This is a genomic window from Paenibacillus sp. cl141a (assembly GCF_900109305.1).
GTDB lineage: Bacteria > Bacillota > Bacilli > Paenibacillales > Paenibacillaceae > Paenibacillus_AQ > Paenibacillus_AQ lautus_A.
Genome location: NZ_FNZO01000002.1, coordinates 681,688 through 708,132, shown reverse-complemented (window position 1 = coordinate 708,132; position 26,445 = coordinate 681,688). Strand labels below are relative to the sequence as shown.

Genomic DNA, 26,445 nt, shown 5'->3' with positions numbered 1-26,445 from the left:
CATAATTTGATAAGGAATGCGCAAGAATCGTCCTCTATAATTTGGAAGCATGAGAAGAGAGGAGACCCTGTCATGCCTACAAACAAAACCATCATGCTGCAAGCTTCCAATTTATGCAAAACCTATACCACCGGCAAAGAGCAGTACCATGCCGTGCGCAATGTCGATCTGTCGATATATACCGGCGACTTTACTGTGATCATGGGAGATTCCGGGTCCGGAAAGTCGACCTTGCTTTACTTGCTTAGCGGACTCGACGCCGTGACGGCCGGTGAAGTCTACCTTCAGGGACAGCGCCTCGATCAATTTTCGGCTAAGGAGCTTGCGCGTTTTCGAGCAGATCAGATCGGTTTTATCTATCAAAACAGCAACCTCGTGCCGGATTTGACGCTGTTCGATAACGTCGCTCTTCCTGGTTATATCGCCAATCGGGACAAAGAAGCCGTAAAACAAAGGGCCAATGACCTGATGACAAGCCTGCATCTCGAAAAACAAGGCTCCCGGCTGCCTTCCCAGGTGTCCGGAGGCCAGCAGCAGCGGGCCGCCATCGCCAGGGCGCTCATCAACCATCCGGATATGATTTTTGCCGATGAACCCACCGGCAGCCTCAATTACGAACAAGGGGTTACGGTGCTCGATATCCTGAGCCGGATGAATGCGGAAGGCCAATCGATTGTCATGGTCACCCACGATATGAAGGCGGCCTGCCGCGGCAATCGCCTGATCTACATTCGCGATGGCAAGATCGGCGGCACGCTGGATATGGGACCCTACGCCCCGGAGTTAGCCTCCGAGCGGGAAGCAATGATCTTTGCTTATGTCACCGGGAGGAGGTAGTCCGAGATGCGTGCCATTTTGACGCTATGCTGGGGGAACATTCGCAAACGAAAATTGCAAAACGCGCTGATCGCATTGCTCATTGCGCTATCTGCTCTATTAGTCAGCACCGCTTTCACGGTCTTGATGAATACGGAAAATGTATTCGAAGAGCGCCATACGGCTGCTCAAGGTGCCCATGAAATCATAAATATGACCCGCGGGCTGCATGATGAACGCATGGTTGCCGATTGGTGGTCAACCCAGGAGGGCGTGACCGCCTCCAGCCTTATTCCTTACAAGCCTTGGACCGGCTTGGTTTATAACGGGGAAGAACTGCCCAATCTGTATCTGTATATGATCGATACACCTCCGATGCCGCATGGGGTCAATCATCCGCTCCCCGGCGCCGGACCGTCTCAACTGACCGTTCCGGAAGCCGGAACCGTCTGGGTGCCCACCTCGCTCGCCTACAAATACGGCATGGAAATCGGCGATGAACTGGTGTTCACGGCCGGGGCTGCCCCGGTACAATTCACGATCGGCGCTATCGTTATTGACCTGTCACATGGCGGCCCCTTCACCACCACTGCCCGCATCTGGATGAACGAAGCGGACTACCTTTCGACCATGGGCGGCTTGTCCACGCCGGAGCAGTACCTGGTGTCGCTTCGCTATGCGCATCCCGAACAAAGCGGGGACTACTGGCAGCGCTTTGAGCAAGCGCTCGGATCGCCGTTTTTGGAAGAACGCGTTTCGTTTGCCGAGCTGTCCGCCTTTTACTTTATCATGAACAAAGTGATCGGCTTCGTCATGAGTTTCCTCGGACTGGTCATGATTGCTGTCGCCTTGCTTACGATCGGCTTTACGATCACGGACACGATCCTGTCCAATTACCGCACAATCGGCATTCTCAAATCCATCGGCATGACCTCCGAACGCATCATCGTCACCTATATGCTGCAGTACGGCTTGATGACGGTAATCGCCTTGATCCCTGCCCTGATCGGCAGTCGTCTGCTGTCGGATATCATTATTCAGAATTCCTTATCCTTCCTCAAATCCGAGGCGGCGCCAGTGTCCGTGCAGGCGCTGGGGGTCGCAATCTGGACCGGCATCGGCATGCTGATCATCATCCTCTTGTGCGTTATCCTCTATGCAGCCAAAACGCGCCATATCGAGCCGATTCAGGCAATCCGCTATGGCATGTCGGAGTCTTCGCATACCCATGCCCATCGACATGGAACCGGCACAAGGCTGCTGGACCGATGGTCCGTACCCGCCGTCATCGGATGGAAGCATGTGACCGGCAACAAAAAAGGGGCGGCGCTGATCTTTCTGTTGATGAGCATAACCGCGGCGGTGCTCGTCTTTGGCACCCTGCTGGTAACGAGCGTCTATCGCATCAGCGAAACCTCCGCCCAGTGGGGCTACGACGATGCGGATATCGCCATCATGGTGATCAACGCTGACGGAATGGATCGTACAGAAATGCAATCTTATATCGAGAAGGATCCCCGGGTCCTCAGCCTGAACTGGTCCGGCTCGGCTATTGGAGTTGTTGCGCAAGCAGATGGCACTCAGCCGACGTTCAGCCTCCCGCTGACCGTGGTGGAAGGCAGCATGGACGAGATGGGATTGGCCTCGCTGTCAGGCCGGAACCCCGTGCTGCCTAACGAAATTACGATCGGAGTCAACATTGCCCGCAAATTGAATAAAGATATTGGCGATGCCGTCACGATCTACATCGAAGGCAAACCGCATCAGCTGCTGATCACCGGCACGTTTCAGTCCATTTCCAACATGTCGAATATCGCTCGGATCACATCGGACCTTGTCGGGGAGATCAATCCGGACGCCGGGTTTGTTCAACTTCGGAACCAAGCGGATAGCGATGAGTTCGTGCGACAGCTGAATCAACGCTATAGTCCGGTGATCCAGGCCCTCAAGCAGGAAGTGCTGCTGGATTCCGTATTCAAGGAGGCCGCTGCCGTGCTGCTCATTCCGATGAGCATGCTGGCCCTTCTGTTCCTCGCCGTCACTTGCCTGATCGTCTATAGTACTTGCCGCCTGCATATTCGCAAGGAAACGAAAACCTACGGCATTTACGCTTCGCTCGGCCTGACGGCATCCGACATCCGCCGCGCGTTGACAAGCGGCATTGCCGGACTCGCTGCCCTCGGTACGCTGGTTGGCATAGTATGCGGAATCTACGCGCTGCCAGCCGTGCTACGCGGCTTGCTGTCTGCCTACGGCATCGTCAAGCTGCCGCTGGTCATGGAGTGGCCGCTGGCGATTGGCCTGACGCTAATCGCTCTTGCCATTGCCGTCAGCGGCTGCTGGTTGGCTTCGCGAGCCCTTGACCGCACCTCCTTGCGAGTGCTGGTGACGGATTCTTGAGGAAAGTCAACGAGAACGGGGCTGCGGCAGACAAATGAGCCATTTACCAAACGAGGCGAAAGCTATCCGTTTCGCTGTTGAACGAGAAAAAGATGACCTCCGCTTTTCGGAGGTCATCTTTTTTAGCTTCTTGGCTTTGTTCCATATTTTACTTACCGGACAAATAGAGGCCGAGCTCTGACAACAGCGCGCTTCCCACGTACGTGCCCGTGAACACGAACACCGCAACGATCGCGACGCGCCAGGAGGTTTTGCGAAGATCAACCAGCCTGTCGGCTACGGAAATGCCGGCGAACGCCAAAATCGGAGTGGTGATGGACAAAAAGTTGACGTTGGCAATGGCGTCCACAAACACATCCGAAATCAGGCAGCAGATCAGCGAAACGATCGATACCCAGCCGAGCACCGGGAATTCCTGCAGGAATTTCAGCGGAACCTTTTTCATGAGCGTCGAGATCAGAACGCCGATGAAGGAAAAAAGCCAAAGCACGGATAAGCCGGCAATCGTCCCCATCGTAATATGGCCCTCTCCGTTTTTGATGAATTTCATTTGCTCCGTAAATAAAATAAGACCGACGCTAAGCAGCAGGACGAGGGCGTATTTTGCGTATTTATTCAAACCTGTGCTCATTTCTTTTCACCTCTGACCATTAATTTGTACATAAACCGCTGCAGCGGCACTGCGAGAAATACCATCGTATACGTTCCGAGGAAGCTGGTAAGCAGCTGGCTTGCAGCAGCGTATCCGTTAATGGTCTCCGTCATCTCAGGAGAATGCGCAATTAACGCCGAAGAAGAGCCTGTCATCATGCTGGCGGAACCGACCCCGGAGGACATCGCCAGCGCTTCGATCGAGAAGCCGGCGGCAACCATCACCGGCGCCAGAATGCTGAAGAACAGCGTGCCGAATAGGGTACCGATAATATAGAGGGACAGTACCCCGCGGCCTTCGTCGGAGTCGAGCGTATACTTCTCGGAGATGTAAGCAAGTTCCCCTTCCCTTCCAAGTCCAAGCGTAGCGCCGATGGCTTCCCTTCTCAGGCCGAGCAGGATGGCGATGGGAAGTCCGAGCAGAATCGTCCCCAGGTTGCCGATTTCCTGAATGATGAATACCCAGCCTACTTTTAAGATTTCTTCTAATCTAGGAGCAACGTCGGCGCCGTATCTCGCCATGAGCGGCAGCATAATAAAGATCAGGTACTTGCTGGAGAAACCGACGTTTTCCTTGCTGTAAATTTTCTTCATCAAGCCTTTCCGGAATATCGACAAGCCGAGCACCATCGTGATCAAAATGGCGAATACGAGTGGAAGCAGGCTTATTTTCACGGAGCCGACCTGGATGGACTGAATGCCGATAAATTCGGCAACCGCTATAACAATGAGCACGAATGCAAGCAAATAGAGATACTGTAGTTTTAACTTCATGCCATGATGTCCTCTTTTCTGTTTTTCTGTTTCTTAATGGGAGCCAACGATCGAAGCAAGGAGCTGCTCGTATTCGGCGAATGTGCGGCGGTACAGCTTCGAACGGTCGATGCGTCCGCTCATGCGCTCCAGCACCTGCGTTATAAATCTCGGGAACACTTCATAAATAAATTCCGGATCGATATCCTTGAAATCGTCGCCGTGGATCGTTCCCGTAAAGCCGCTGTAGCCGATTTGAATGCAGGGCATCATGAAGGCTAAATCCCCAATGTCTCCTGCAGCGCTGATGGCGTTGTTGTTCCAAATACGCGCGATTTCCTCGTTATCCTGGAACGCCTCCAGCACGAACTCGGACAAATACCGGTCCTGAACGAACGGCAAATATCCCATCTGCGTCTTAATCTCGACCTCGCCTTGAAGGGCCAGCGCGCTGCCCCTGGCCGCATCGTCCATCTTGGAGGCCGCTTCCTTCATGTAGTCCACCGACTGGGTGCGCAGATCGCTGCCAACCGTAATCCGATTGGGAATGACGTTTGTCGACATGTCGGACTCCAGGACGATCGGGTTCATGCGGACCTTCTCGCTGTCCTTCATTTGCTGCCTGCTGAGGCCTAACGCCACATTGAACAGGGTCGACATGCTGTAGGCATTTTTGGCGGAGAAGGGATCGAAACCGGCGTGGGTTGCTTTTCCGGTAAACGTGTAATGCTTATATAAGAATCCGGCCAGGTCGCAGTTGATTTCGATCGTGCGCTCGGCAAACTCTCCTCCCATGGCGTGCACGCACAGCCCGATGTCGATATCGTCGAACACGCCGAGTTTCATCGCTTCGGGTTTTCCTCCGTAATAGGAGATCTTCCCGCTTCCGAGCAGCTCGTCCCTGTAAGCGAGATCCAAATACTCCTCTGCCGGAATGAAAATAAACGTCAGACTATAATCCAAAGCGTCGTACGCCTTGGACTCGAAATAATGTTGGTATAAAGCCAGCGCAATCGCCACCTGCGTATAATGACCGCAATTGTGTGCCGCACCCGTTGCCTCGTCCGATCGCCAATGGGTTGGAGCATATACCGCATCAAGCTCCGCAATAAAAGCGATGTTAAGCGGCTTGCCGCCGCCAAGCGTTGTCCGAAGGCCGGTTGTGCTGAATGATTGCAGCTCGATATCCGGATTAACCTTTTTCAGAAAATCCGCCACCGTTTGATTGGTTTTAAATTCCTTGTAGCCAAGCTCAGGGTTATCGAATATGGTCTGTCCTACACCAGCAATTTCTTCGTACTGTTCTTTAAAACTCATAGCTGCCTCCCTCTTGATGAAAATAATCCTAATGTTAGTTTAGTTTTCTTAATTGTGTCAATAAAAATCACGTTATATTATTTTCCTATAGAAGTGATTATATTTACATATAACGCTCTAGTTTTCCCTTTGTTTGATAACTGCAGATGAACGAAAGAAAAAAGAATCCGGATTAAGCCCGGATTCTTTTTCTAGTTTTGTGCACTTTTTTCATTAATAAACTTCATAGTTTTGCCCGGTTTGAGCCCCTTCCACACTCTATTTATATGCAAGCGCTACACGTGCGGCCGGCACGGCTTCAAAGCCCGGGAAAAAATCGCCATATTTATCTAAGGACTCCACTAAAACATTAGGGCTTACGCTGTTTATGCGAATTCCCCTCGGCATTTCAATAGCTGCGGATTTAACGAATGCCTTCACACCGCCGTTTGCCATGGCTGCCGATGCGCCCTGAGGAATGGGATCATCCATCATAATTCCGGTTGTTAAGGTAAAGCTTCCTCCGTCATTCTGTGAGATTTCAAATATATTATACCCCCGGTTTTGCTTGAAAACATTGAAAGATCTCTTGGAGAACGGCCTTGAAATATTATAATAAAAAACCATGTTCTGTAAATGTCCGTCCTAACAAGTCTTTCGAACCTAACGTTTGTTGACTATAGTATCAAGTTTGTTATCTGGAAGCCGCGTTTCCTCCTCTTATACAATGAAATCAACAAGTGCACGACAAGCGAGATTACACCGTAAGGAGTGACAGACATGAGCTCTCAAGCCGAACCCAAAAAACGAAAGCGCTTACGAATGCGTTGGCACAAGCAGGATACGGAATTGACCCTCTTGGCGCTGCCCACCACGATCTGGTACATCCTGTTTAGTTTCTTACCGATGTTCGGGATCATAATCGCCTTCAAAAATTTCAAGATTAGCGGCGGATTCTTGAGCAATGTGTTCAACAGCCCTTGGATCGGGTTCAAAAACTTCGAGTTTCTATTCAAGTCGAATGACGCCTGGATCATTATTCGAAACACGATCGGATACAACATTGTGTTTATTGTGCTGGGGATCATTCTGCCCGTCCTGTTCGCGATCATGATCGGCCTCCTCCACAGCCGCAAAGCCAGCAAAGTCTATCAGACGATGATGTTCCTCCCCTATTTCCTGTCGTGGGTCGTCGTATCCGCCGTAGGCTGGGCGTTCCTGAGCTTTGATAAAGGGATCGTCAATCAAATGCTCGTCTCGATGGGCAGCGATCCCATTAACTGGTATATGGAGCCGAAGTATTGGCCGTTTTTTCTGATTCTCTTGAATGTCTGGAAGGGCCTGGGCTATGGCATGGTCATCTATCTGGCGACCATCACGAGCATTGACAGCACCTATTATGAAGCAGCCGTCATCGATGGCGCGTCCATTTGGCAGCAGACAAGATTCATTACGCTGCCCATGCTCAAGCTGGTGATCGTTATGATGTTCATACTGGCGGTAGGGCGCATCTTTTACACCGATTTCGGTTTGTTCTATCAGGTCACGCGAGACTCCAATTCGCTGTTTAATGTGGCGACCACGATCGATGTCATGGTGTATAAACAACTGAAAACGGCTACCGTTGGCATGGCATCCGCAGCCGCATTCGTACAGTCTGTTCTGGGATGCGCTACGATTCTGGCCGCTAACTGGATCGTACGCCGAATCGATCCCGATAGCGCGATGATGTAAGGAGGCAAGAAGATGACATCGAAATCTACTTATCAGACAGGCCTTGAGAAGTTTAACCGTACAAACAAAGCCGTCAACCTTTTGTTCAACCTGATCTTCATTCTGTTGGCGCTGCTCTGCGTCATACCTGTAATCGTTGTCCTGTCCATCTCCTTCTCCAGCGAGGAGTCCATCCGTGAGACCGGATATCATCTGCTGCCGGTCGCCATGTCGGCCGAGGCTTACGTCTACATCATCAAACAGGGAACGATGATTCTGCGGGCCCTCGGTGTATCCGCCCTCGTTACCGTGGTCGGTACCGTGCTCGGGGTGCTGCTGACCGCCTCCATGGGTTACGTTCTCTCTCGCCCCAACTATAAGCTGAGGGGATTTCTGACCTGGGTGGTATTCATTCCGATGGTATTCAACGGCGGCTTGGTATCCAGCTACTTCATCAACACGAATTTGCTGGGACTGAAAGATAGCATCTGGGCGCTGATTCTCCCGCTCGCCGTTTCATCGTTCAACGTCATCATATGCAAAACCTTTTTCAAAAGCACGATTCCCGACGGGCTGATCGAATCAGCCGAAATCGACGGCGCGAGCCAGCTGCGAATCTTCTTCTCCATCATCATGCCGATCTCGCTGCCGGTCATCGCCACCATCGGACTGTTTCTCTGCTTTGCTTACTGGAACGACTGGTTCCAATCGATGCTGTATATCGACAACCAGAACCTGTATTCCCTGCAAGCGCTGCTCAACAGCCTAATGAGCAATGTGGACGCACTCGCGAAGAATGCAGCGAGTATGGGCGTAAGTTATGCCATGCTCGTCGCAACGATGCCGAAGGAATCCGCCCGCATGGCGGTCGCCATTCTCATCGTGCTGCCTGTAGCATTCGCCTACCCTTTCTTCCAGAAGTATTTCATTTCCGGATTGACGGTCGGCGCCGTGAAGGGCTAATGACGAAATAAACCAAGACAAGCTTGGTTTATGATAAATATCCGCTATACACACTCAGGTAATTCAACTTCAAAAAGGGGGAAATGAAATGAAAAGAGCATTAAAGTTCATCTCTACGCTGTGCGTGCTGACGCTTATGTTGACGGCTTTGGCAGCCTGTGGCGGCTCGAAGCCCGCACCTGCGACAGACGGATCCCAAGCGACGCCGGACACATCCAATGACACCGAAACGGCAAGCAAGGATGTACCGACGTTGACCTGGTGGACCATCGGCGGCCAAGTGCCTAACAATTTCAGCAAAGCGGTGGATGCCATGAATGCCTACACGGCCGAGAAGATTGGTGTGAAGGTCGACATCAAGGTAGCCAGCTGGGGCGAATGGGACACCAAAATGAATACCATCGTGAATACCGGCGAGCCATTCGACATCATGTTCACGAACAGCGGCAAATACAGCAAACAAGTGGCTATGGGCGCGTTTGCCGATATTACGGATCTGGTTCAGAGCGAAACGCCGGACTTGTATAAATTGATTCCCGAGAAGGTATGGGAAGGCACAAAGATCGGCGGCAAATATTATTCCGTACCGACTTACAAGGACTCCGCGCTGACGCAGTACTGGGTATTCGATGATAAGTACGTGCAAAAGTACAATATCGACATCAACAATATCAAAACACTGCAGGACCTGGATAAGCCGCTTCATGACATGAAGGCCGGCGAAGGCAAAAGCTTCTATCCGCTGCCAATGACGCAAGGCGAAGGCTTGAACGGTTTCTTTAACGACTATGACGATTTAACTCTTGGCTTCCCTCCGATCGGCGTCAAAGCGGACGACGCATCGCGCACGGTTGTCTCCGTCCTGGAGCAGCCTGATATTATGGCTAATCTGAAGCTGCTGCATCAATGGTACCAGGATGGCATCATCAACCCGGATGCGCCGACGAAGACGGAGAACGATAAAGGCAGACCGTTCTTTGCGGCCCAAGCATTCCCGGGAGCCGAGATCAGCTGGCAGATCAATGACGCCATCGAGAAGTACGATATGGTTCAGCATTACGGGCCGATCTATACCACCAGTACGATTCAAGGCTCGCTGAACGCGATTTCGGCAAATTCCAAGTATAAGAAGGAGGCCTTGAAATACCTCGAGTTGGTGAATACGGATCCTAAACTTCGCAATATGCTCGCATTCGGCGAGTTGGGCGTGGATTACAACAACGTCGATGGCGAAAAAGTGATTGAGCGTACATCCGATACTTGGCCGCTCGCGGCTTACACGCAAGGCACGTTCTTTAATCTGGCGGTTACAAAAGGCGCTCCTGAAGATCAATGGGAGCAGGTTAAAAAGCTGAACGATGCAGCGACCTCCTCCACCGTCCTCGGCTTTGCGCTGGACATCACCGAGCTTCAGACCGAAGTGGCGAACTGCCAGGCCGTGTGGGATAAATACAAATATGAAATCATTACAGGAGCATCCGATCCGGAGAAAGTGATACCGAAGGTCACCGCTGAATTAAAGTCGGCCGGCATGGACACGATCATGCAAGCCGCCCAGGAGCAGATCAATAATTACTTCAAGTAAATTCCTGCGCATCCCTTATTAGGACACTTTTAAGGGATGCTTTTTCCATCCTATCTATGAAGCTTGGCGTGAATCGTGTTACATTGAGATTAAGCTGCGCATATTTAAAGCGACCTGCTGCAATTGAGGTGTCGTATGGGCTCATTTTTACAAATCAAAATCTACCGCCACAAGTTTATTGCCTATGTCATCTTCGTCGTGGTCATCGGTCTGACGCTTGGTACGCTGACCAGTGCCATGCTGCTGAATCAATGGGTGGGCAATGCCCGCATCGAGGCGGCTAATGCCTTTGCGCGCGTGGAGAATGAGCTGCAATATGATGCTGACCGAATCGAGGCTTACATGCAGCGCATCTACTCCAATCCCGGACTGATGGACGATGCTCGCAGCTTTCTAAGCAGCAGCGCGGAAGGCTATTTAACCAGCAGGCTGCAGAACAGCCATTTCTCCCAGCCGCTGGTTTCGTTTCCCGAGGATGTGAAGACCTATCTGTACAGCTGGGCGCAGGGCGAAATCACGCAGATTAGCCTGCATACCGGCCATTACGGCAATGTCGTACGGTTTAATGAGCACGGGATAACAAGCTTTACCTTCGGGCTGCCGAATACGGACGAGGCGTTCCGCGATACGATCATGAAGGGCTTCATCTATCGCAAGAAACTGTCGAATCCGACGCCGGGCGCTCAGGAGTTCGGGGAAATGCGCTTTTTGGTCAGCAGCGATCAAATCTTTAAATCCATTCGCAATTTCCGGTTTGGCAATGCCGCCGCGGTCAGTGCTACCGGCGAAACCTACCTCATCGGCAACGGGCAGGACCAGGACTTGGAGGAGATGTCCCGACTGGCCGAGGCAGACGGCCGCAGCCATGGTTTTATATCAAGGGGTGTATGGAAGCATATCTTGTTCGTTTCCTTTCCGTCCACCAAGTTTAATTTCAAATTTATTAGCATCATTGATTTATCCATGCTGATTCGTCAGCATGCCGGGATGCTGGTCGCCATCTTTCTGATCGTATTGACGGCCATGGTCAGCGTGCTTCTTCTCATCGCATACAATATGCGGGACGATGCCCTCTTCCTCCGCCGCATCATTCAATCGATCGGACGGGTGAAAATGGCCAATTTTACGCCGAACCGCCCCGCCCGGTACCGTCGCAACGAATATGGCATGATCGCCCGGGAATTGGACGATATGATTCAACAGCTGGACAAGCACATCCGCAATGAGTATCTGCTCAAGATCAAGCAGCAGGAAACCGAAATGAAAGCGCTTCAACACCAAATCAACCCTCATTTTTTATACAATACGCTGGAGGTTATCCGCTCCACGGCCCTAGTGAATCAGGACCGAGACACCGCCGACGCCATTGCTACGTTAGGCACGCTCTATCGTGAAATCGTCAAAAAGGAAAATATCATCTCGATTGCTAGCGAGCTGGAATTGCTGCAGAAGTACTTGGAGATTATGGAGTTCAAGTATCCCGAACGTTTTTATTATCAAATTAATGTCGAGCCGGCGCTGCACTCGATCCCTACCGTGAAATTCTGGATGCAGCCCCTGGCTGAAAATTTTTTCATTCATGGCTTTAACGCGAATCATGAGTTTAACCTGTACGTCGTCAACGGCTTTGAAGCGGATGATGGTTATGTGCTGGAATTCGTGGACAACGGAAGCGGGATTCCGCCGGAGCGTTTGGATATCGTGCGCAGCACGCTGTCCAACCATGATGAAACTTCTTCCCATAGTATCGGACTGCGCAACGTATATACGCGCCTCCATTTCTTCTATGGAAACGGCCTTTCGATCGAGATTGAGAATAATGAGGAAGCTGGAGTCAAGATTTCCGTACGGATTTCAAAAGAGGTGATTGAACATGTACAAACTGATGATTGTGGATGACGAACCTCAGATTTTGGAGGGAATGAAGCGAATCCTGGATTGGAAGCAATACGGATTTGGACGAATCGAAACCTGTGAATCCACGGGGGAAGCGATGTCCAAGGTGGTGGACCTGCTGCCGGACGTCGCCATTTTCGATGTCTGCATCGGCAAGGAGCTTGGATATGAAGCGATCCAGAGACTCAACGAATTTAAAATCCCTACGAAATACATCATCATGAGCGGCTACAGCGAATTCAAGTATGCCCAGGAAGCCATTCGGTGCGGCGTCAAAGACTATCTGCTCAAGCCGGTCGAACGTACCAAGCTGCAGCAAGTGATCGAGAAGATCATCGTCGAGGATCTGGGCGGTTCGATAGGTGACCGAAACGGCGAAAGCTTGAACCAGGATCCGGTGCTTGGCGTTAGCTATGACACCTTATCCAAGCTGGTGAACCGGATTCTGCTGATGATCAGGACGGAGTATGCTCAAAACATCACCTTGAAATCCGTGGCGGAGCGTTTCCAGATGAACAGCACCTACCTTGGACAATTGTTTCTCAAAGAAACCGCTATGAAGTTTTCCGAATACCTGATGGCTTACCGCATGCTTCTGGCACAGGAGAGAATTCAATCGACGGATGAGAAAATTTCCTATATCGCGTTTTCCGTGGGATACAACAACCTCAATTATTTTTATACGCACTTTCACAGCTTTTTCGGAAAATCTCCTTCTGAACTGCGGGGAAAAGGGTAACATACGTGGCGGAAAGGAGGACATCGATGGTTAAATACGCTAGACGTTTACGGTCTTTAAAGATGATCAGCCTGCTGCTGTTCACATTCTATACAACCGGCTGCTTCGGACAGCCTGGTTATGACGACGAACCGCATGTCGGCGACACGGTCAACCTGATCTATTATACGATCGGTGAGCCCGACAAGGATCTTCGCCTCGTCAATGATAAAATCAATGAAATCATGGCTCGCAAGATCGGCGTGACGATCACCTATATCAAGGTAAGCTGGCAGGAGTATGAAGATCGGCTGAACACGCTGATATCCGCCGGAAGCCCGTTCGACATTGCTTTTGCGCCCGACTATGCAACCACCGCGATGCGCGGAGCCTGGCTGAGGCTTGATGACCACCTGGCCGGCCTGGGCAAAGATATGTACGAGGCCATCGATCCCACCTTTTGGCAAGGGGTCCGCATGAACGACGGCAGCATTTACGGCGTCCCTACCAATAAGGAGTTAGCCGTACGCGATCAGTGGATGTACCCCGCCTCGATCGTGGACAAACACCATATCGACATCACCAAGTACAATACGCTGGAATCGCTTGAGCCTCTCCTCCGGATGATTCAGCAGAAAGAGCCGGATTACATCCCGATGGAGTTGGATCGGGATTCCCATAATTTCTTCGCTCTCTACGGATACGAATACATCATGAACCATAAAGTGCCCTTGATGATCAAATCGCTGGACCCGGACGCACCGGTGGTGAATATCTTCGAAACCAAGGAAGCCCGGCAGGTTCTCGATACGCTGCGGCATTATTATAAACAAGGCTTCATCAATAAGGACGCGGCGCTGCGCGAGCCGGGAGGGCTCAAACGAGGCGCCAAGGTGTTCTGGAAGTCCTCCGGCGGGGGGCCGCTCTCGGAGACGACTTGGAGCAAGGATCGCGGTTATAAGATTGTAGCGAATCCCGTAACCCCCAGCACCGTTACTACGGAATCCGTCCGGGGAGGCATCATGACCGTTAATGCCAATACCAAGCACCCCGTCGAATGCATTAAGTTTCTGAATTTGCTCAATACGGACCCCGAAGTACGGAATTTATTCAATTATGGGATCGAAGGCATTCACTACACATTGGACGAACAGGGGCAGGTCGTGTTGATAACCGACAAAGACAGCCATGGCGAACCGATCCCCGATGCGCCCGCAAGCAGCTATTCAGGCGTGCAGTACACTCAGGGAAATTGGTTTATCCTGAAAACCATGGGCGGCGATAACCCGGACCCCCTCGACAAATGGGAGCAATTCCGTCAATACAACGCCGGAGTCGTCAATTCCACCGTACTTGGATTCACGCCGGATCTATCCGCGCTGACCGCTCAAACCGATAACATCGAGATGGTCTGGCAGAAATATTATCCAAGCCTCATGACGGGCTCCGTGGATGTCGATGCGATCCTCCCCAAATTTAACGAGGAACTGAAGCAAGCAGGCATGGATGACGTGATACGAGAGGTGCAGAAGCAGCTGGATGCTTGGCGCAGCGGCAGGAAGTAAGTGCTGGCACCCGCTTCCCCTGTTGGCTCGACCTTGGCCCGAGCGGACCCTATTCGAAAGAGACCCTAAAGCGAATAGCTTCAGAGTCTCTTTCGCTTGTTCCCCTGAACGGTAACGGGGAGCACTTGTAAGATATTCTTTACTCCCATTTATCGTAGGCTGCGTGCAAGTTGTTTCCGGACAGGAGGCCTTTTTGCAGCTGCGGATTCGGGACCATTCGGTTATACTTCATAATTTTCTGGTTGATGGTCTCCACCTCGGATTCGGGAATCGCATTCGGCTCCTGAAGGTCCAAAAGACGCTTGATGTCGGCGGCGATTTCTTTTCTCAGCTCCACCCATGCCGGCTGGTAATTCGCGTTCTTCATGATACTGGTTAGCACATCGCCGTCCTCGATCTTAATCGGCTTTCCCTTGAACGGCAGATTGTCAAAGCCGCCTTCTCTGGCAAACTTGTCGATCGCCGATTCCAGGAGCCCGCTGCTGGTCGACATCGGGCGTCGTTCTTTTTCGTTTTGCTGATTTTCTTCAGCAGCAGAAGCCATTTCTTTAGGGTCATTGTTCAAATCCATTTCGGATACCTCCATTTTTACATATCAGGGACATAAATCTGCTTCTTAAATGACATGTCAAAGAATTTGTACTTCCCGTTCTCGTCCTGCTTAATATGCAGCGTAAAGTCCTTCTTCATCGAACGTTAACCGAAATTATCCAAAATATAACATACATCACATGGTTTTAACAGTTGGTTTCGGTATCAAATTCGATGATGCGGGACGCGGCATATGGCGGATTCATAATACAGTTGTGCTGATCATGCTTACAACGAAGGCATGAAACAACGCTCGGCCCAACCATATTGGTGAGCCGAGCGTTGTTTGGCATTCTACTATTTCATGAATAGGCTGTTGCATATCGTAAATTCAAAAGACATGTCCGTCGAAGGATCGAGTTGATACTCGTCATGAACCGGAGCCCCCCAGCTGTCGTCACCCCCAACCCCCATTTGCCGTCCGGCAATGGTAACAACGGTATGGTGAACATTCGGCAGCTCATAATGATGCGTGGCATTCTCCAGCTCGAATGCGGTATAAGGCGATATATTCGCTTCAACCGGTGCTGCCGCCGAGGCTTTTATCGTAAGGCCATGACCTTGATCGCTCGTTATGGATACCTCCCGCACGCCTGTACGATTGCCCGATTCCTGCGGTACCAAATAGGCTGAAACATGATCCGCTGCACGACTTCGGAAGCGACACAATCTAGCTCCGAACGCACGATCGATATAGTTCTCTTCCGGCCCGTTTGCATACCAATCCAGGTTGTCGTAGTCCGCCGGCACTTTGAAGGTAAGAGCAAAGATCGGCAGCTTCGGCAGCCCCGGCTCTCCTTGATACCCCGACTTTACATGAATGCTGCCATCGGTAAACACCGTGTAGGATACACGCACCCGTATTCCTTCGGATACGCTAAGTTTATACACGTAGGTCACGGTTGCGCGGTCTGAGTACTCCATTAGCTCGCAGCTTTCCGTTCTTCGAGTCAGGCTTGCTGCATACCAAAGCGCGGAGTCGAACGGCAGCCCGGCTCCTTTATCGTTATCCGTCATCGCTCTCCAGAAGAGCGGCGCCGGCGGCGAAGAGATCATCTCCCGTCCCGCATACTTGACGGATATGAGGGTCCCTGCCTGCTTCGAGAACAAAACTGAGAAATCGCGTCCGTGAACGCCGATATTTACGTCCCCTTCGACTACACGGAAATCATTCGCTGGCTTATCATGCGAAACCTCTGAACCTGATTGCAGGCGTTCTGCCTCCGACGCTGACGCATTGTCAGTATCATCAACAGCCAACGTGTCCTCCACTTGGAAAACTAACTGTCCAAAAGCAATTTCATACCCGGCTTCCGCCCATAACGAAGCCTTCTTGGTCACGAGTGAAACGTCCAGCGCATACTCACCGGCTGGATACCCGGCCTCAGGCAGTTCCAGCTTTACGTATCTCTCTTCGCCGGGACCAACCTGGGTGCATACAGCTCCGCTATAGATTTCCCTGCCTTCATGATACAGAGAGTATGTAACATGATAAGCATCCAAACCCACGAACAAGTTCTCGTTTCGGATCGTGACGCCATAACGATCCGGTGTCAGCTTGATGTTCTGATACAGGAATTTCACTTCCTGCATTTTGGGGGACCATGTCCGATTTGCATATACGATGCCGTTGCCGGAGAAGTTGTAATCGGTTGAGCGATCGTCAAAATCCCCTCCATAGGCCATAAAAGGCTTGCCGTAACGATCATGTTTCACGATAACCTGATCCATGAAATCCCAGATGAAGCCGCCTTGATACATCGGATACTTCCGTTCCAGCTCCGTGTATTTATGCAATCCGCCGACGGAATTGCCCATGGCATGCATATACTCGCAGCTGATATAGGGCTTGGAAGGTTCGTTTTGCAGATACTGTTCAATATCCGCCGGTTTTGCATACATGCGGCTCTCCATATCGCTCGCATCCTCATATTCCCGGTTATGGAACACTCCTTCGTAATGCACGAGCCGGGTAGGATCCTTCTCCCGGAAAACATTCGCAACGTTCCGAATGACTTCACCCGCATAAGACTCGTTGCCGCAAGACCAGATCAATATCGATGGGTGGTTCTTGTCCCTCTCGATCATGGAAATCGCACGGTCCAGAACGATATCCTGCCATTCCGGCCTGCTGCCCGGTATGTTCCAGGATGGCTCAACGGCCCCCATTTTCTGCCACGATCCATGCGTCTCCAGATTCATCTCGTCGATGACGTACACGCCGTACTCGTCACATAGCTCATACCACAGCGTCTGATTCGGATAATGCGACGTCCGAACGGCGTTGATATTCGCCTGCTTCAATGTCTTGATATCCCACAGCATATCCTCTTTCGTAATGCAGCGTCCGCGGCGGGAATTAAATTCGTGCCGGTTGACGCCTTTGAATATAATGCGCTTGCCGTTTAAGTGCATCACCTTGTCGATCATCTCGAATTTGCGAAAACCTATCTTTTGCGGCACGACCTCCACAAGGTTTCCGGATGCGTCATAGACGGATACGTACAGTGTATATAAATTAGGTTCTTCTGCACTCCACCGCTTAACCTTTCCCGCAGCTAACGCAATCGACGCCGTTCCCCCGGAAGCTCCGGTCTCCCCCCGGACCACTGGATTTCCTGCTGCATCCTTAAGCTCAAGGCCTATTTTCGAAGCAGGCCTGCCCTTGAGCTGCATCGCAACCTTCAGCGTTCCAAGTTCATACGTTTCATCCAAATCGGTTTGAACATGCAGATCCTGAACATGAACGTCAGGTACCGTGTACAGATACACGTCGCGAAAAATTCCGGAAAAGCGCCAAAAGTCCTGATCCTCCAGCCAGCTTCCGGTGCTGCGTTGATAGACCTCGACAGCCAGCTTATTCTCGCCTTCCGCCAAGTACGGCGTGAGGTCGAATTCGCTCGGCGTAAAGCTGTCTTCGCTGTAACCGACAAACTCCCCGTTCAGCCATACATAGAAAGCCGATTCAACTCCCTGAAAAGAGATATACAGCGGACGCTGCTGCCAGCCGGCAGGAACGTTGAAAAACTTCACGTAACTGCCCACCGGATTGTGGTCCTCTGAGATCATCGGGGGCCTAAGAAACTCCACACCGTCCCATGGGTACATCGTGTTCACGTATTGCGGCTGCCCGTAACCCTGAAGCTGGATATGTCCGGGAACCTCAATATCATCCCATCCTCTGCAGGAAACGTCCATTTTATAAAAATCCGCTTGGCGTTCCTTGGCGTTATGCGCATAACTAAACTTCCAGCTTCCATTCAGACTCCGGCGCCAAGGCATCTCTCCAAGCCATTCGGCTTCCCGTATCGTTGCGTAGTATCGGTGATCGGAGTGCGCAGGCATCCTGCCTACCGCGAATATGCCGGGGTCGGACAACCATGCAAGGCTTGGCGCGACTCCCCGTTCAACCTGCTGCTTCATCTGTTTCCCTCCATTTACTTTATTTCACTGAACCTGTCATTCCGGCAACAAATTGCTTCTGCATCATGAAGAACACCAGTGCCGTCGGCAGCGTCGTAATGACAATCGCAGACATGATCAAACCGTAGTCGGGAGCATAGCCTGATCCCAGATTCGATATCAGCAGGGGCACGGTCATATTCTCCGGCGATTGCAGCACGATCAACGGCCACAAATAGTTGTTCCAGCTGTTCAGGAACGTAATAATCGCGGCGGCGGCATAGGTCGATTTCATCGTCGGCATATAGATGCGGAAGAATAGGCCCAACTCCGACAGTCCGTCGATGCGACCGGCTTCCATCATGTCCTTCGGAAACATTTTTGTGCTTTGGCGGAAGAAGAAGATAAGGAAGGCCGTCGTGAATGTCGGCAGGATGACAGCTCCCGCCGTATCAATCCCTAGAAAGGGTACCACCCCCGATACCTTGGCAAACATCTGAAATAAAGGCACCATGATCGCCGCGAACGGAATCATCATCGAGGCCAGGAGGATATTAAATACGATATCTTTGCCGCGGCTGCGGTACATCTCAAATCCGTAACCAGCGGCTGATGCAACCAGCAGTGAAAGCACGGTAGTCACCACCGAGATTTTTGCGGAATTCCACAGAGCTTGCCACATGTCCACGGAGCTGAACAGATTGTTGATATTCTTGACCAGGTGTGAACCCGGCAGCAGCGTTCCTTTCGTTACGTCCACGGACGGATTGGTGGCACTGACAACCATCCAGATAAACGGAAAGATGGAGATCAGGGCAGCGATAATTAAAAACAGGTAAGTAAACACGCGTTTCGTTCTCATGATCTCTTGTCACCTCCAACTTTGTTCTGGATCATCGTCAATATGACCACCATGAGTACGATCGAATAAGAAACGGTAGCTGCGTACCCAAAGTCAGGCGTGTATTCAAAGGAAAGATTGTAAATATATTGCGATATCGACATGGTTGCGTTTCCGGGGCCGCCTTTGGTGATGTTAACCACCTCGTCAAACAACTGGAGCGTTCCAATGGTCGATGTGATCGTCGTAAACAAGATGATTGGTTTCAAGAGCGGAATCGTAATTTTGAAAAATTGCGTGAAGGCATTCGCACCATCGATGCGTGCAGCTTCATATACGGATTTATCGATATTTTGCAGTGACGATAAATAGAAAATCATATTATAGCCTGTAAAACGCCAGGTGATTGCGATGATAATCGTGACTTTGGCCCAGAACGGGTCGGTAATCCATTGAATCGGTTCCCGGATGAGATGAAGATTCACCAGAAATTTATTGACGATGCCGTCAGCTCCGAACATGTACTTAAAAACGACGGAGTACGCTACAAGCGACGTTACCGTCGGCAGGAAAATAGCCGTTCTGAAAAAACCTTTGAACTTCAATCGATCGTCATTGAGCAGCACAGCGATAAAGAGTGCCAGCACCAGCATGACCGGAACCTGAATGAGTAAGTAAATAAACGTGTTCTTGACGGCCGTAAGGAAGGTGGTATCGCTGAACAGGCGAATATAGTTGTCTAGTCCGACAAACTGAAGATTGCTGCCCCTGCCCGATTTGAAGGATAGGATTAACGCTTGAACCATCGGATAGAAATAAAAAATACCAATCATGACGACCGGCACAAGGACGAAGAACCAGCCTGTCAAACGTATCCGCCTTTGACTGTTAAGGCCCTTGTGAATTTGCGGGCTTTGCCTGGCTTTTTCTGCATTCACACCACTCCACACCCTTCTGTTGGTCACAATTCTTACGGATAGAGAACATAAAGCCCTTGCTCCCCTTCCTTCAGCAGATGTCCACTTTACAGGAGAAGAAGGAGCAAGGGCATAGATCGTACTGCCTAAGTGTTTTTAACGGATTTGCGTATCGGCTTGCGCCTGCGCATCTTTCAGAACGGTTTCCACGTCTTTACCGCCGAGATATGCCTGCATGGCAACGACCATAATGTCCTCGATGGCGTACGTGTTCATGCCGTAGTTCACGTTAGGAATTTGTTCGGTCCAAGCGGCAAAGTCCGAAACGACTTTTTGCCCTTGGAAATACTCATCCGCTGCCGCGTAAGCTTCTCCGCTTGCAGCGGCTTTCAGGGTGCCGATCACCCCGACTTTTGTGTTCAATGTCTGATACAGCTCAGCATCGGAAGCAAACGTCTTCGCGAGGAACTCCGCAGCTGCTTCTTTTCCCTCTACATTCATAACATACCAGGAACTGCCGCCCAGGTTGGATGCATGGACAGAGCCTTCGGTTGCTGCAAGCTTCGGCAGCGGGGCTACCGCCCATTTACCGGATTGGGAAGCTTCGGCTTTGATCGAAGGCGTGATCCAGTTGCCGGTCGGCACGGTAGCCACTTCACCGCTGTTGAATGCTCCGACGAATTGGCTCCAGTCCGAATTCACCTTCACGATGCCGGAATCCATCATTTCTTTGTATAATTCAAAGGCTTCCTTCAATGGAGCATTGTCTGCAATCGTCGGCGTATGGCCGTCTTCCGCCGTATACCATGCCCCCGCGGATTGGATCATCATACGGATAAGTCCCAGGTCATTAGGATCCAGCGTAATCATGCTTTTGCCGGTTTTCTCTTTGACGGCTTTGCCAATCTCGATGTACTGCTTCCAGTCGATGTCCTGCAGGTCGTCCAGACTGTAGCCTGCCTGCTCGAGATAATCCGTTCGTACGTACATTCCCGTCACGCCGGAGTCAAACGGAACGCCGTACTGCTTGCCGTCGACGCTGGTCGGGCCAATCTTGTAATCCGCGAAATCGTCCACTTTCACGACGTCCGTCAATTCGTAGAAGGAATCCGGATACGCTTGCAAGAAGCTCTGTGCACGGTAATCCTCAATGAGCACGATGTTAGGCAACCCTTTCGTGGAACCGGAATTCAACCCGGTGTTCAGCTTTTGGACGATATCGGCCTGTGCATTCTCTACCACATTAATCGTGACATCCGGTTTCACTTGAGCGTAGGCTTCCTTGGCAACATTCATGGCCGCAATGTTAAATGCCGGGTCCCAAGCCCAAACCGTAATCTCTTTTGTCCCGGTACTGCCTTCATTGCCGGAATTGCCGTTGCTGTCTGTTCCGCCTTCCTTACCGCCCGAAGAACATGCCGACAAGAGTACAACGCCAGCCAGCAGTAAGCTCATTAATTTTTTCAATGCGTAAACCCCCTTTTAATCTAAAAAATAATAAAAGATGGAAGCGTTTTCTCTGTTACGCATCCATCTTATCACTTTGTATTCGTTTTCATTGGCACTATCTTTGTCAGCTTTGGTGCTATTATTGGATCCTGTTTTCGCTTTCATACAGGCTCTGGTACTATCTTTAGATTCTTGTAATATCTTTAGCTTTGGTCAATGGAAGCGTAAGGATGATTTTTGTTCCTTCACCGCGTTTGCTTGTAATGTGGACCCCGTATTTCTCGCCGTACATCAATTTAATTCGATCATCCACATTGCGTATCCCAATGCCGGAGAACAATTGGCGTTTGCTCATCGGTGCAGGCAACGAGTCTTCTTTGGGCGGGTTCTGCTCAAGATTCATACCGTCCCCGTCATCTACGACTTCACACACAAGCTGGTCTTCCTGAACGGCAATCATGATCAAAATTCTTCCCTCTCCCTTGATGTTGAATGCGTGGAAGAATGCATTCTCAATAAAAGGCTGGAGAATGAGCTTGGGCATATGATAATCCAGGCTATCCGGCTCCACGAAGTAATGGACGCGGATTTTCTCTCCGTACCGCACATGATTAATATACACATAATGCTTGAGCGTCTCGAGTTCCTGCCGCACAGGAATGGTGGAATGAATATCGCTGACCGTATTTTGCAGAAGCGATATGAGCGCGTTAATCGTACCTGCGGCTTTATCCTTGTTGCCCTGCTGCACCAGAAATTTGACCGAAGCCAGCGTGTTATACAAAAAATGCGGATTGATCTGCATTTGAAGCGCGGCCAGCTCCGCATTTCGCTGCTGCTTCTGGGTTTCCATCAATCGGTCTACATAATCATGCAGCGCATCCAGCATAAAGTTGAAGGCGTTCCCCAGCTCCTTCACTTCATAACTGCTGTTTGCAACATCTACATGATGATCGAACCCGCTCGTCGGAATGCTCGACATCTGTTCGACGAGTACGCGGAGCGACTGTGTCATTCGTCGGGTGATCAGAAAAACAATGACAAGCGATATCGCAACGATAGCCATGATTGTCAACGTGACGGCTTTGGCATTCACCATCTGTCCGGTCACGGCTTTCTTGTCGATCATATTCACTAAATAAAATTCGAATTCGGGCAAATATTCCGAGAACACAATTCGTTCGTTCCCCATTACATAGGCAGACTGATCTTCTTCTCCCTCGTCTTGATCCGTTACGACCTCCTGAAGCAGTCCCTTATCCGACATCCCGATCAATTCGGTCCTGTTGCTGGAAACAATGACCCCTTCCTTGTTCAACAGCACGACGTCATTGCCTTCGCTTGTAAAATTCGCATAGAAGGGCTTAAAATTACGGTCGCGAATGACTACGTACAAGGTGCCGTAAATTCTGCCGGTAGACTGGTCAAAGAGAGCTTTGGAGGCGACGAGCATGGGCTCCTGTGCGTTATTAGGATCATCGCCGCGATAGAGCTGGTACAGGATTTGCGCAGGATGGGCCTTCGTTGTCTTGGTAATCGGGTGATCCTTCAGTTCCTCGGCCGAGACCGACCAATACCAAGGATCGGTGGAATAACTTCTGCCGTTCGCTCCAACGATCATGATGCCGACGTCATAGGCGCTAAAGTTGGACTGAATCGACTTCATGCCCTCTGTCATCCGGTACGTTTTCATCGCCAGAGCCACGGCCTCCGTTTCTCCGCCCGATAAATAGCTACGGATCGCCGCATTCTGGGCGATCATGGTGGCACCGGTGGCTATGGCGTTATTATAGGACTCCAGGTTTGACTTCATCTGGTTCAACAGCTTGCCGTTCGTGATGCTGAAGGTCTGCAGAAATAACTTCTCCGACATGCTGATGGTAATGGACAGCGTCAGGAGGGAAACGGTAACGATGCTGATGAGGGTCACAAGAAACAGCTTAAGGAATAAGCCCTGTTTTCGCAGCTTGGTTATAACATTTCCGATCATGATTCCCGTATCTCCCGCGCGTCTTGTCTCCTAAACTGACTCGGAGAGATGCCTGTCTGCTTCTTGAACACCTTAGTGAAGTAACTCTGATCGGAGTACCCTACGCTGGCGCTGATTTCGGAAATCGTAAGTTCCGTTGTCAGAAGCAGCTCCATGGCTTTTTCCAAACGGATTTTATTGAGGTATTCGCTGAATCCCTCCCCATTATACGAAGCAAAATAACTCGACAGATAAGAAGCATTAAAGTGGAACTGCCTGGCCACTCCGGTAAGTGTGATGGGGTCGGCATAATGGTCCTGAATATATTCAAGCAGCCGGTCCATATTGGGATTAACGGATGTATTCGTCTCGCCTATCGCACGTTCCGCTTCGCGGATGAACGCTTCGACAACGGCGATAGCTTCGCCGGCATACCTGGCTTCGTCTATTTTTCGGAAATAGTCGTATTTGGCATTCTCCAGGCTTCCGGTCTCGACCTTCATTTTTCCAAGCGTGGTCGCCACGTTAAATATGAAATTCCCCAACGACGATTTGAATTCGAAAATATCGGTACGATAATCCATAGAGCGCAGGCAGGCGTATTCCAAAAAGCCGGTGAAGGCCTTCCGGTACTGCTTGCGTTTCAACTGTTCCAAGAGCTCGCCCATGTCGTATTCGAGAGGCGAATCCGGAATGCCCGGCAAATGTTCGTATTCAATCAGCGTTCGATCCTTAAGGAAGAAGCCATATCGCATGAGTTTCAGATAATGGTCATGGTATACCTGGCCGAGACTGTTAAAGTCGGTGAAAAACTGGCTGATAACAAAATGCGTCTCGCTCGTATCATGAGCCAGTTTGGGGATCAGTTGCCGGAGTTCAATGACAAGTTCGTTCCTCCGCTCGGGATTCACGTTCAGCAAAAAAAGAGCCGTATCGTTGACAAACTTCAACCGCATAAACACCATGTCGGCCATCGCTATCTTTCGAAGTTCGCTTTCCAATTCGTTTCCGAAACTCCATCTGTCCCCGGATTCTTTCATATGCTTCAGATCCGCACCAAAAAACAAATACTGTCCGAAAGGAAACCTCGAATGCAGCAGCAAGGGATCCGGCGCGGACTCGTACCCCGTCATGAGTTTCTCGATGGCTTGCAGGATCTGCGCTTCCCCTTGATCCGCACGTGGATCGGCGACCGGCTTCATGGCGACCATTTTGGCCGTAACCTTATTGAGGATGGACAACAGATAATCAGCTTCCAGCTTCGGCTTCAGGATATAGTCCGCTACGCCGCTCTGAAAAGTAGACCGAACATAATCGAATTCGCTGAAACTGCTAAGAACGATGATTTCAATGTGGGGATACTTCTCCTTAACGACCTTGACCAGCTTCTCCCCGCCCATGACAGGCATTACGATGTCGGTAAGAATGACATGAGGGCTCACCTCATTCATCAAATTCAGTGCTTCCTGACCGTTAGAAGCCTCGCCTACGATTCGGTACCCCTCCTGTTCCCAATCCAGAAGGTGCTTAATCCCCTGCCTGACAAGCATTTCGTCGTCTACGATCATGATCTTGAATACGGGTTTCATATCGGCTCCCCCCTTGCAGCTTGCAACCTTTCACAGTCATACACGGTATGAATACAATTTAAAAAAAGCCCTGAATTACCAGGGCACACCCCTTCCATCCCAGCCTTGATTCCTAATGTAACCGTTTACGATTCACTGGATATGGCTTAACCTCATCCGTTAAATGGAAGAGAACCTCGAGTGGAAGGAATTAAGACATACTGTTATCATACACTGCAAAATGCAATTAAGAAATATGCTGTCCATTTCCATCTGCCGTATGAGCTTCCATGATCCTCTTCATCCGAACCATGTTCAATCAATTCAAGAGAATGGTTCAAAATTCCACCATCGCCTTAATGACCTTGGCGGAAGGACGGAGCCAGCCCTGGAATTCTTGGATCAAATCGTCAAACCCGCATCGATGGGTGATGTACGTATCTACATCAATGCCGCCCTCCGAGATCCGCTGCATCACATCATGGAAATCATCCCTGGTCGCGTTACGGCTGCCCATCAGCGTCAATTCCCGCTTATGGAATTCGGGATCCCGGAATGAAATGTCCCCCTGGATCAAACCGACATACACCAAGGTCCCCCCGTGTGCAACCATGTTAAAAGCGTTGGTCATGGAGGGTTGGTTTCCCGTTGCGTCCAAAACGATGGAGGGATATTCTCCATCCGTTAGAGCCGAAAGATCGGACAGTTCATCTCCAACCTGGATGATATGATCCACTTTCGCCCAGGTTTTGCAGAAGTCCAACCGATCGGCGTTCATATCCATGGCAATAACGGTTGCCCCCAGCGCTTTGGCAAAAACCATGATCCCGAGTCCTATCGGACCGGCTCCGGTGACTAAAACCGTATCCTTCGGGGTCACATTCGCTCGTTTAACGCCATGCGCGCCAATGGCAAGCGGTTCTACCAAGGCAGCCTGATCCAAGGTCAGCCCTTCCGCCCGCATCAAATGGCGAGTCGGAACGGAGATGCGCTCACGCATGCCGCCGTCGATATGCACACCCATCACCTTCAACGATCTACAACAGTTTGTTTTGCCTCTAAGGCAAGGCATACATTCCCCGCAGTGAATGTAAGGAATGACGCAGACGGTGTCTCCGGGCTTCAATCCCTCTTCGTTAGCTCCGACTTTTTCAATGATGCCGGACAGCTCATGGCCGAGAATACGCGGGTACGTAAAAAAGGGCTGATTCCCGCGAAAGGCATGCAGATCCGTGCCGCAAATCCCGATCCGCTTGATGCTGACGATGGCTTCTCCTTCGAGCAATGGAGGCTCGGGCAAATCCCCACGGTATTGAAATTTCCCGATCTCTTGACATACGATACCCTTCATC

The 26,445-nt window shown here is 50.8% G+C and carries 19 protein-coding genes and 1 pseudogene; 8 read left to right on the top strand and 12 right to left on the bottom strand.

Features of this window, described 5'->3' with window-relative positions:
- Positions 1–72 precede the first annotated feature (72 nt).
- Positions 73–837 carry an ABC transporter ATP-binding protein gene (locus BMX45_RS08425; protein WP_090909273.1) on the top strand — a complete coding sequence of 255 codons (765 nt, stop codon included), beginning with the start codon at positions 73–75 and terminating at the stop codon, positions 835–837.
- A 6-nt stretch (positions 838–843) separates the two neighbouring features.
- Positions 844–3,216: an ABC transporter permease gene (locus BMX45_RS08420; RefSeq protein WP_090909272.1), complete on the top strand. Its 2,373-nt coding sequence runs from the start codon at positions 844–846 to the stop codon at positions 3,214–3,216.
- Positions 3,217–3,364: 148 nt separating this feature from the next.
- Here the strand turns inward: BMX45_RS08420 and BMX45_RS08415 are convergent, their stop codons facing one another.
- The 4 genes and pseudogenes from BMX45_RS08415 to BMX45_RS08400 form a co-directional block, all read right to left on the bottom strand.
- Entirely contained in the window at positions 3,365–3,847 is a 483-nt protein-coding gene (locus BMX45_RS08415; RefSeq protein ID WP_015736872.1) for a hypothetical protein, read from the bottom strand.
- A complete protein-coding gene (locus BMX45_RS08410; RefSeq protein ID WP_015736873.1) occupies positions 3,844–4,641 on the bottom strand; it encodes a DUF3100 domain-containing protein in 798 nt (265 codons plus the stop codon). Before BMX45_RS08410 ends, BMX45_RS08415 begins: the two co-directional genes overlap by 4 nt.
- Before the next feature lie 33 nt (positions 4,642–4,674).
- Positions 4,675–5,937 carry a M20 family metallopeptidase gene (locus BMX45_RS08405; protein ID WP_090909271.1) on the bottom strand — a complete coding sequence of 421 codons (1,263 nt, stop codon included), beginning with the start codon at positions 5,935–5,937 and terminating at the stop codon, positions 4,675–4,677.
- Positions 5,938–6,195: 258 nt separating this feature from the next.
- Positions 6,196–6,447, bottom strand: a pseudogene (locus tag BMX45_RS08400) (short chain dehydrogenase); the annotation flags it as partial.
- Between the two features lie 249 nt (positions 6,448–6,696).
- Between BMX45_RS08400 and BMX45_RS08395 the strand changes: the two are divergent.
- The 6 genes from BMX45_RS08395 to BMX45_RS08370 all read left to right on the top strand — a co-directional run bounded on the left by BMX45_RS08395 (position 6,697) and on the right by BMX45_RS08370 (position 14,356).
- A complete protein-coding gene (locus tag BMX45_RS08395; protein ID WP_090909270.1) occupies positions 6,697–7,650 on the top strand; it encodes an ABC transporter permease in 954 nt (317 codons plus the stop codon).
- A gap of 12 nt (positions 7,651–7,662) precedes the next feature.
- Entirely contained in the window at positions 7,663–8,592 is a 930-nt protein-coding gene (locus tag BMX45_RS08390) for a carbohydrate ABC transporter permease (protein ID WP_009593207.1), read from the top strand.
- Between the two features lie 88 nt (positions 8,593–8,680).
- On the top strand, positions 8,681–10,177 hold the full coding sequence (locus BMX45_RS08385; RefSeq protein ID WP_090909269.1) for an ABC transporter substrate-binding protein: 1,497 nt from the start codon (positions 8,681–8,683) through the stop codon (positions 10,175–10,177).
- A 135-nt stretch (positions 10,178–10,312) separates the two neighbouring features.
- Positions 10,313–12,076 carry a sensor histidine kinase gene (locus BMX45_RS08380; protein ID WP_090909268.1) on the top strand — a complete coding sequence of 588 codons (1,764 nt, stop codon included), beginning with the start codon at positions 10,313–10,315 and terminating at the stop codon, positions 12,074–12,076.
- Positions 12,051–12,812: a response regulator transcription factor gene (locus BMX45_RS08375; RefSeq protein ID WP_090909267.1), complete on the top strand. Its 762-nt coding sequence runs from the start codon at positions 12,051–12,053 to the stop codon at positions 12,810–12,812. The genes BMX45_RS08380 and BMX45_RS08375 overlap by 26 nt, the downstream gene beginning before the upstream one ends.
- 26 nt (positions 12,813–12,838) lie before the next feature.
- On the top strand, positions 12,839–14,356 hold the full coding sequence (locus BMX45_RS08370) for an ABC transporter substrate-binding protein (protein ID WP_090909266.1): 1,518 nt from the start codon (positions 12,839–12,841) through the stop codon (positions 14,354–14,356).
- A 139-nt stretch (positions 14,357–14,495) separates the two neighbouring features.
- On the opposite strand, the gene BMX45_RS08365 is transcribed toward BMX45_RS08370, so the two are convergent.
- The 8 genes from BMX45_RS08365 to BMX45_RS08330 all read right to left on the bottom strand — a co-directional run bounded on the left by BMX45_RS08365 (position 14,496) and on the right by BMX45_RS08330 (position 26,444).
- Positions 14,496–14,927, bottom strand: a complete 432-nt coding sequence (locus BMX45_RS08365; RefSeq protein ID WP_090909265.1) for a DnaJ family domain-containing protein — start codon at positions 14,925–14,927, stop codon at positions 14,496–14,498.
- A gap of 317 nt (positions 14,928–15,244) precedes the next feature.
- Complete coding sequence (locus tag BMX45_RS08360; RefSeq protein ID WP_090909264.1) at positions 15,245–18,370, bottom strand: beta-galactosidase, LacZ type; 3,126 nt, start codon at positions 18,368–18,370, stop codon at positions 15,245–15,247.
- Between the two features lie 19 nt (positions 18,371–18,389).
- A complete protein-coding gene (locus tag BMX45_RS08355) occupies positions 18,390–19,211 on the bottom strand; it encodes a carbohydrate ABC transporter permease (protein WP_009593191.1) in 822 nt (273 codons plus the stop codon).
- Positions 19,208–20,023 carry a carbohydrate ABC transporter permease gene (locus tag BMX45_RS08350; RefSeq protein WP_254778016.1) on the bottom strand — a complete coding sequence of 272 codons (816 nt, stop codon included), beginning with the start codon at positions 20,021–20,023 and terminating at the stop codon, positions 19,208–19,210. Before BMX45_RS08350 ends, BMX45_RS08355 begins: the two co-directional genes overlap by 4 nt.
- A gap of 240 nt (positions 20,024–20,263) precedes the next feature.
- Positions 20,264–21,574: an ABC transporter substrate-binding protein gene (locus BMX45_RS08345; protein WP_090909263.1), complete on the bottom strand. Its 1,311-nt coding sequence runs from the start codon at positions 21,572–21,574 to the stop codon at positions 20,264–20,266.
- A 166-nt stretch (positions 21,575–21,740) separates the two neighbouring features.
- The gene (locus BMX45_RS08340) at positions 21,741–23,546 is read right to left on the bottom strand and encodes a cache domain-containing sensor histidine kinase (protein WP_090909262.1); all 1,806 of its coding nucleotides are present in this window, start codon (positions 23,544–23,546) and stop codon (positions 21,741–21,743) included.
- Positions 23,543–25,114: a response regulator transcription factor gene (locus BMX45_RS08335; RefSeq protein WP_090909261.1), complete on the bottom strand. Its 1,572-nt coding sequence runs from the start codon at positions 25,112–25,114 to the stop codon at positions 23,543–23,545. The genes BMX45_RS08340 and BMX45_RS08335 overlap by 4 nt, the downstream gene beginning before the upstream one ends.
- A gap of 316 nt (positions 25,115–25,430) precedes the next feature.
- Positions 25,431–26,444 carry a zinc-binding alcohol dehydrogenase family protein gene (locus tag BMX45_RS08330; protein ID WP_090909260.1) on the bottom strand — a complete coding sequence of 338 codons (1,014 nt, stop codon included), beginning with the start codon at positions 26,442–26,444 and terminating at the stop codon, positions 25,431–25,433.
- Position 26,445: the final 1 nt, after the last annotated feature.

What these genes read in the sequence shown, in the direction of transcription:
- BMX45_RS08375 (WP_090909267.1), top strand. Translation starts at nt 12,051, where the DNA reads ATGTACAAACTGATGATTGTGGATGACGAACCTCAGATTTTGGAGGGA.
- BMX45_RS08370 (WP_090909266.1), top strand. Translation starts at nt 12,839, where the DNA reads ATGGTTAAATACGCTAGACGTTTACGGTCTTTAAAGATGATCAGCCTG.
- BMX45_RS08330 (WP_090909260.1), bottom strand. Translation starts at nt 26,444, where the DNA reads ATGAAGGGTATCGTATGTCAAGAGATCGGGAAATTTCAATACCGTGGG.
- BMX45_RS08415 (WP_015736872.1), bottom strand. Translation starts at nt 3,847, where the DNA reads ATGAGCACAGGTTTGAATAAATACGCAAAATACGCCCTCGTCCTGCTG.
- BMX45_RS08355 (WP_009593191.1), bottom strand. Translation starts at nt 19,211, where the DNA reads ATGAGAACGAAACGCGTGTTTACTTACCTGTTTTTAATTATCGCTGCC.
- BMX45_RS08380 (WP_090909268.1), top strand. Translation starts at nt 10,313, where the DNA reads ATGGGCTCATTTTTACAAATCAAAATCTACCGCCACAAGTTTATTGCC.
- BMX45_RS08390 (WP_009593207.1), top strand. Translation starts at nt 7,663, where the DNA reads ATGACATCGAAATCTACTTATCAGACAGGCCTTGAGAAGTTTAACCGT.
- BMX45_RS08360 (WP_090909264.1), bottom strand. Translation starts at nt 18,370, where the DNA reads ATGAAGCAGCAGGTTGAACGGGGAGTCGCGCCAAGCCTTGCATGGTTG.
- BMX45_RS08340 (WP_090909262.1), bottom strand. Translation starts at nt 23,546, where the DNA reads ATGATCGGAAATGTTATAACCAAGCTGCGAAAACAGGGCTTATTCCTT.
- BMX45_RS08410 (WP_015736873.1), bottom strand. Translation starts at nt 4,641, where the DNA reads ATGAAGTTAAAACTACAGTATCTCTATTTGCTTGCATTCGTGCTCATT.
- BMX45_RS08425 (WP_090909273.1), top strand. Translation starts at nt 73, where the DNA reads ATGCCTACAAACAAAACCATCATGCTGCAAGCTTCCAATTTATGCAAA.
- BMX45_RS08365 (WP_090909265.1), bottom strand. Translation starts at nt 14,927, where the DNA reads ATGGATTTGAACAATGACCCTAAAGAAATGGCTTCTGCTGCTGAAGAA.
- BMX45_RS08405 (WP_090909271.1), bottom strand. Translation starts at nt 5,937, where the DNA reads ATGAGTTTTAAAGAACAGTACGAAGAAATTGCTGGTGTAGGACAGACC.
- BMX45_RS08335 (WP_090909261.1), bottom strand. Translation starts at nt 25,114, where the DNA reads ATGAAACCCGTATTCAAGATCATGATCGTAGACGACGAAATGCTTGTC.
- BMX45_RS08350 (WP_254778016.1), bottom strand. Translation starts at nt 20,023, where the DNA reads ATGATTGGTATTTTTTATTTCTATCCGATGGTTCAAGCGTTAATCCTA.
- BMX45_RS08420 (WP_090909272.1), top strand. Translation starts at nt 844, where the DNA reads ATGCGTGCCATTTTGACGCTATGCTGGGGGAACATTCGCAAACGAAAA.
- BMX45_RS08395 (WP_090909270.1), top strand. Translation starts at nt 6,697, where the DNA reads ATGAGCTCTCAAGCCGAACCCAAAAAACGAAAGCGCTTACGAATGCGT.
- BMX45_RS08385 (WP_090909269.1), top strand. Translation starts at nt 8,681, where the DNA reads ATGAAAAGAGCATTAAAGTTCATCTCTACGCTGTGCGTGCTGACGCTT.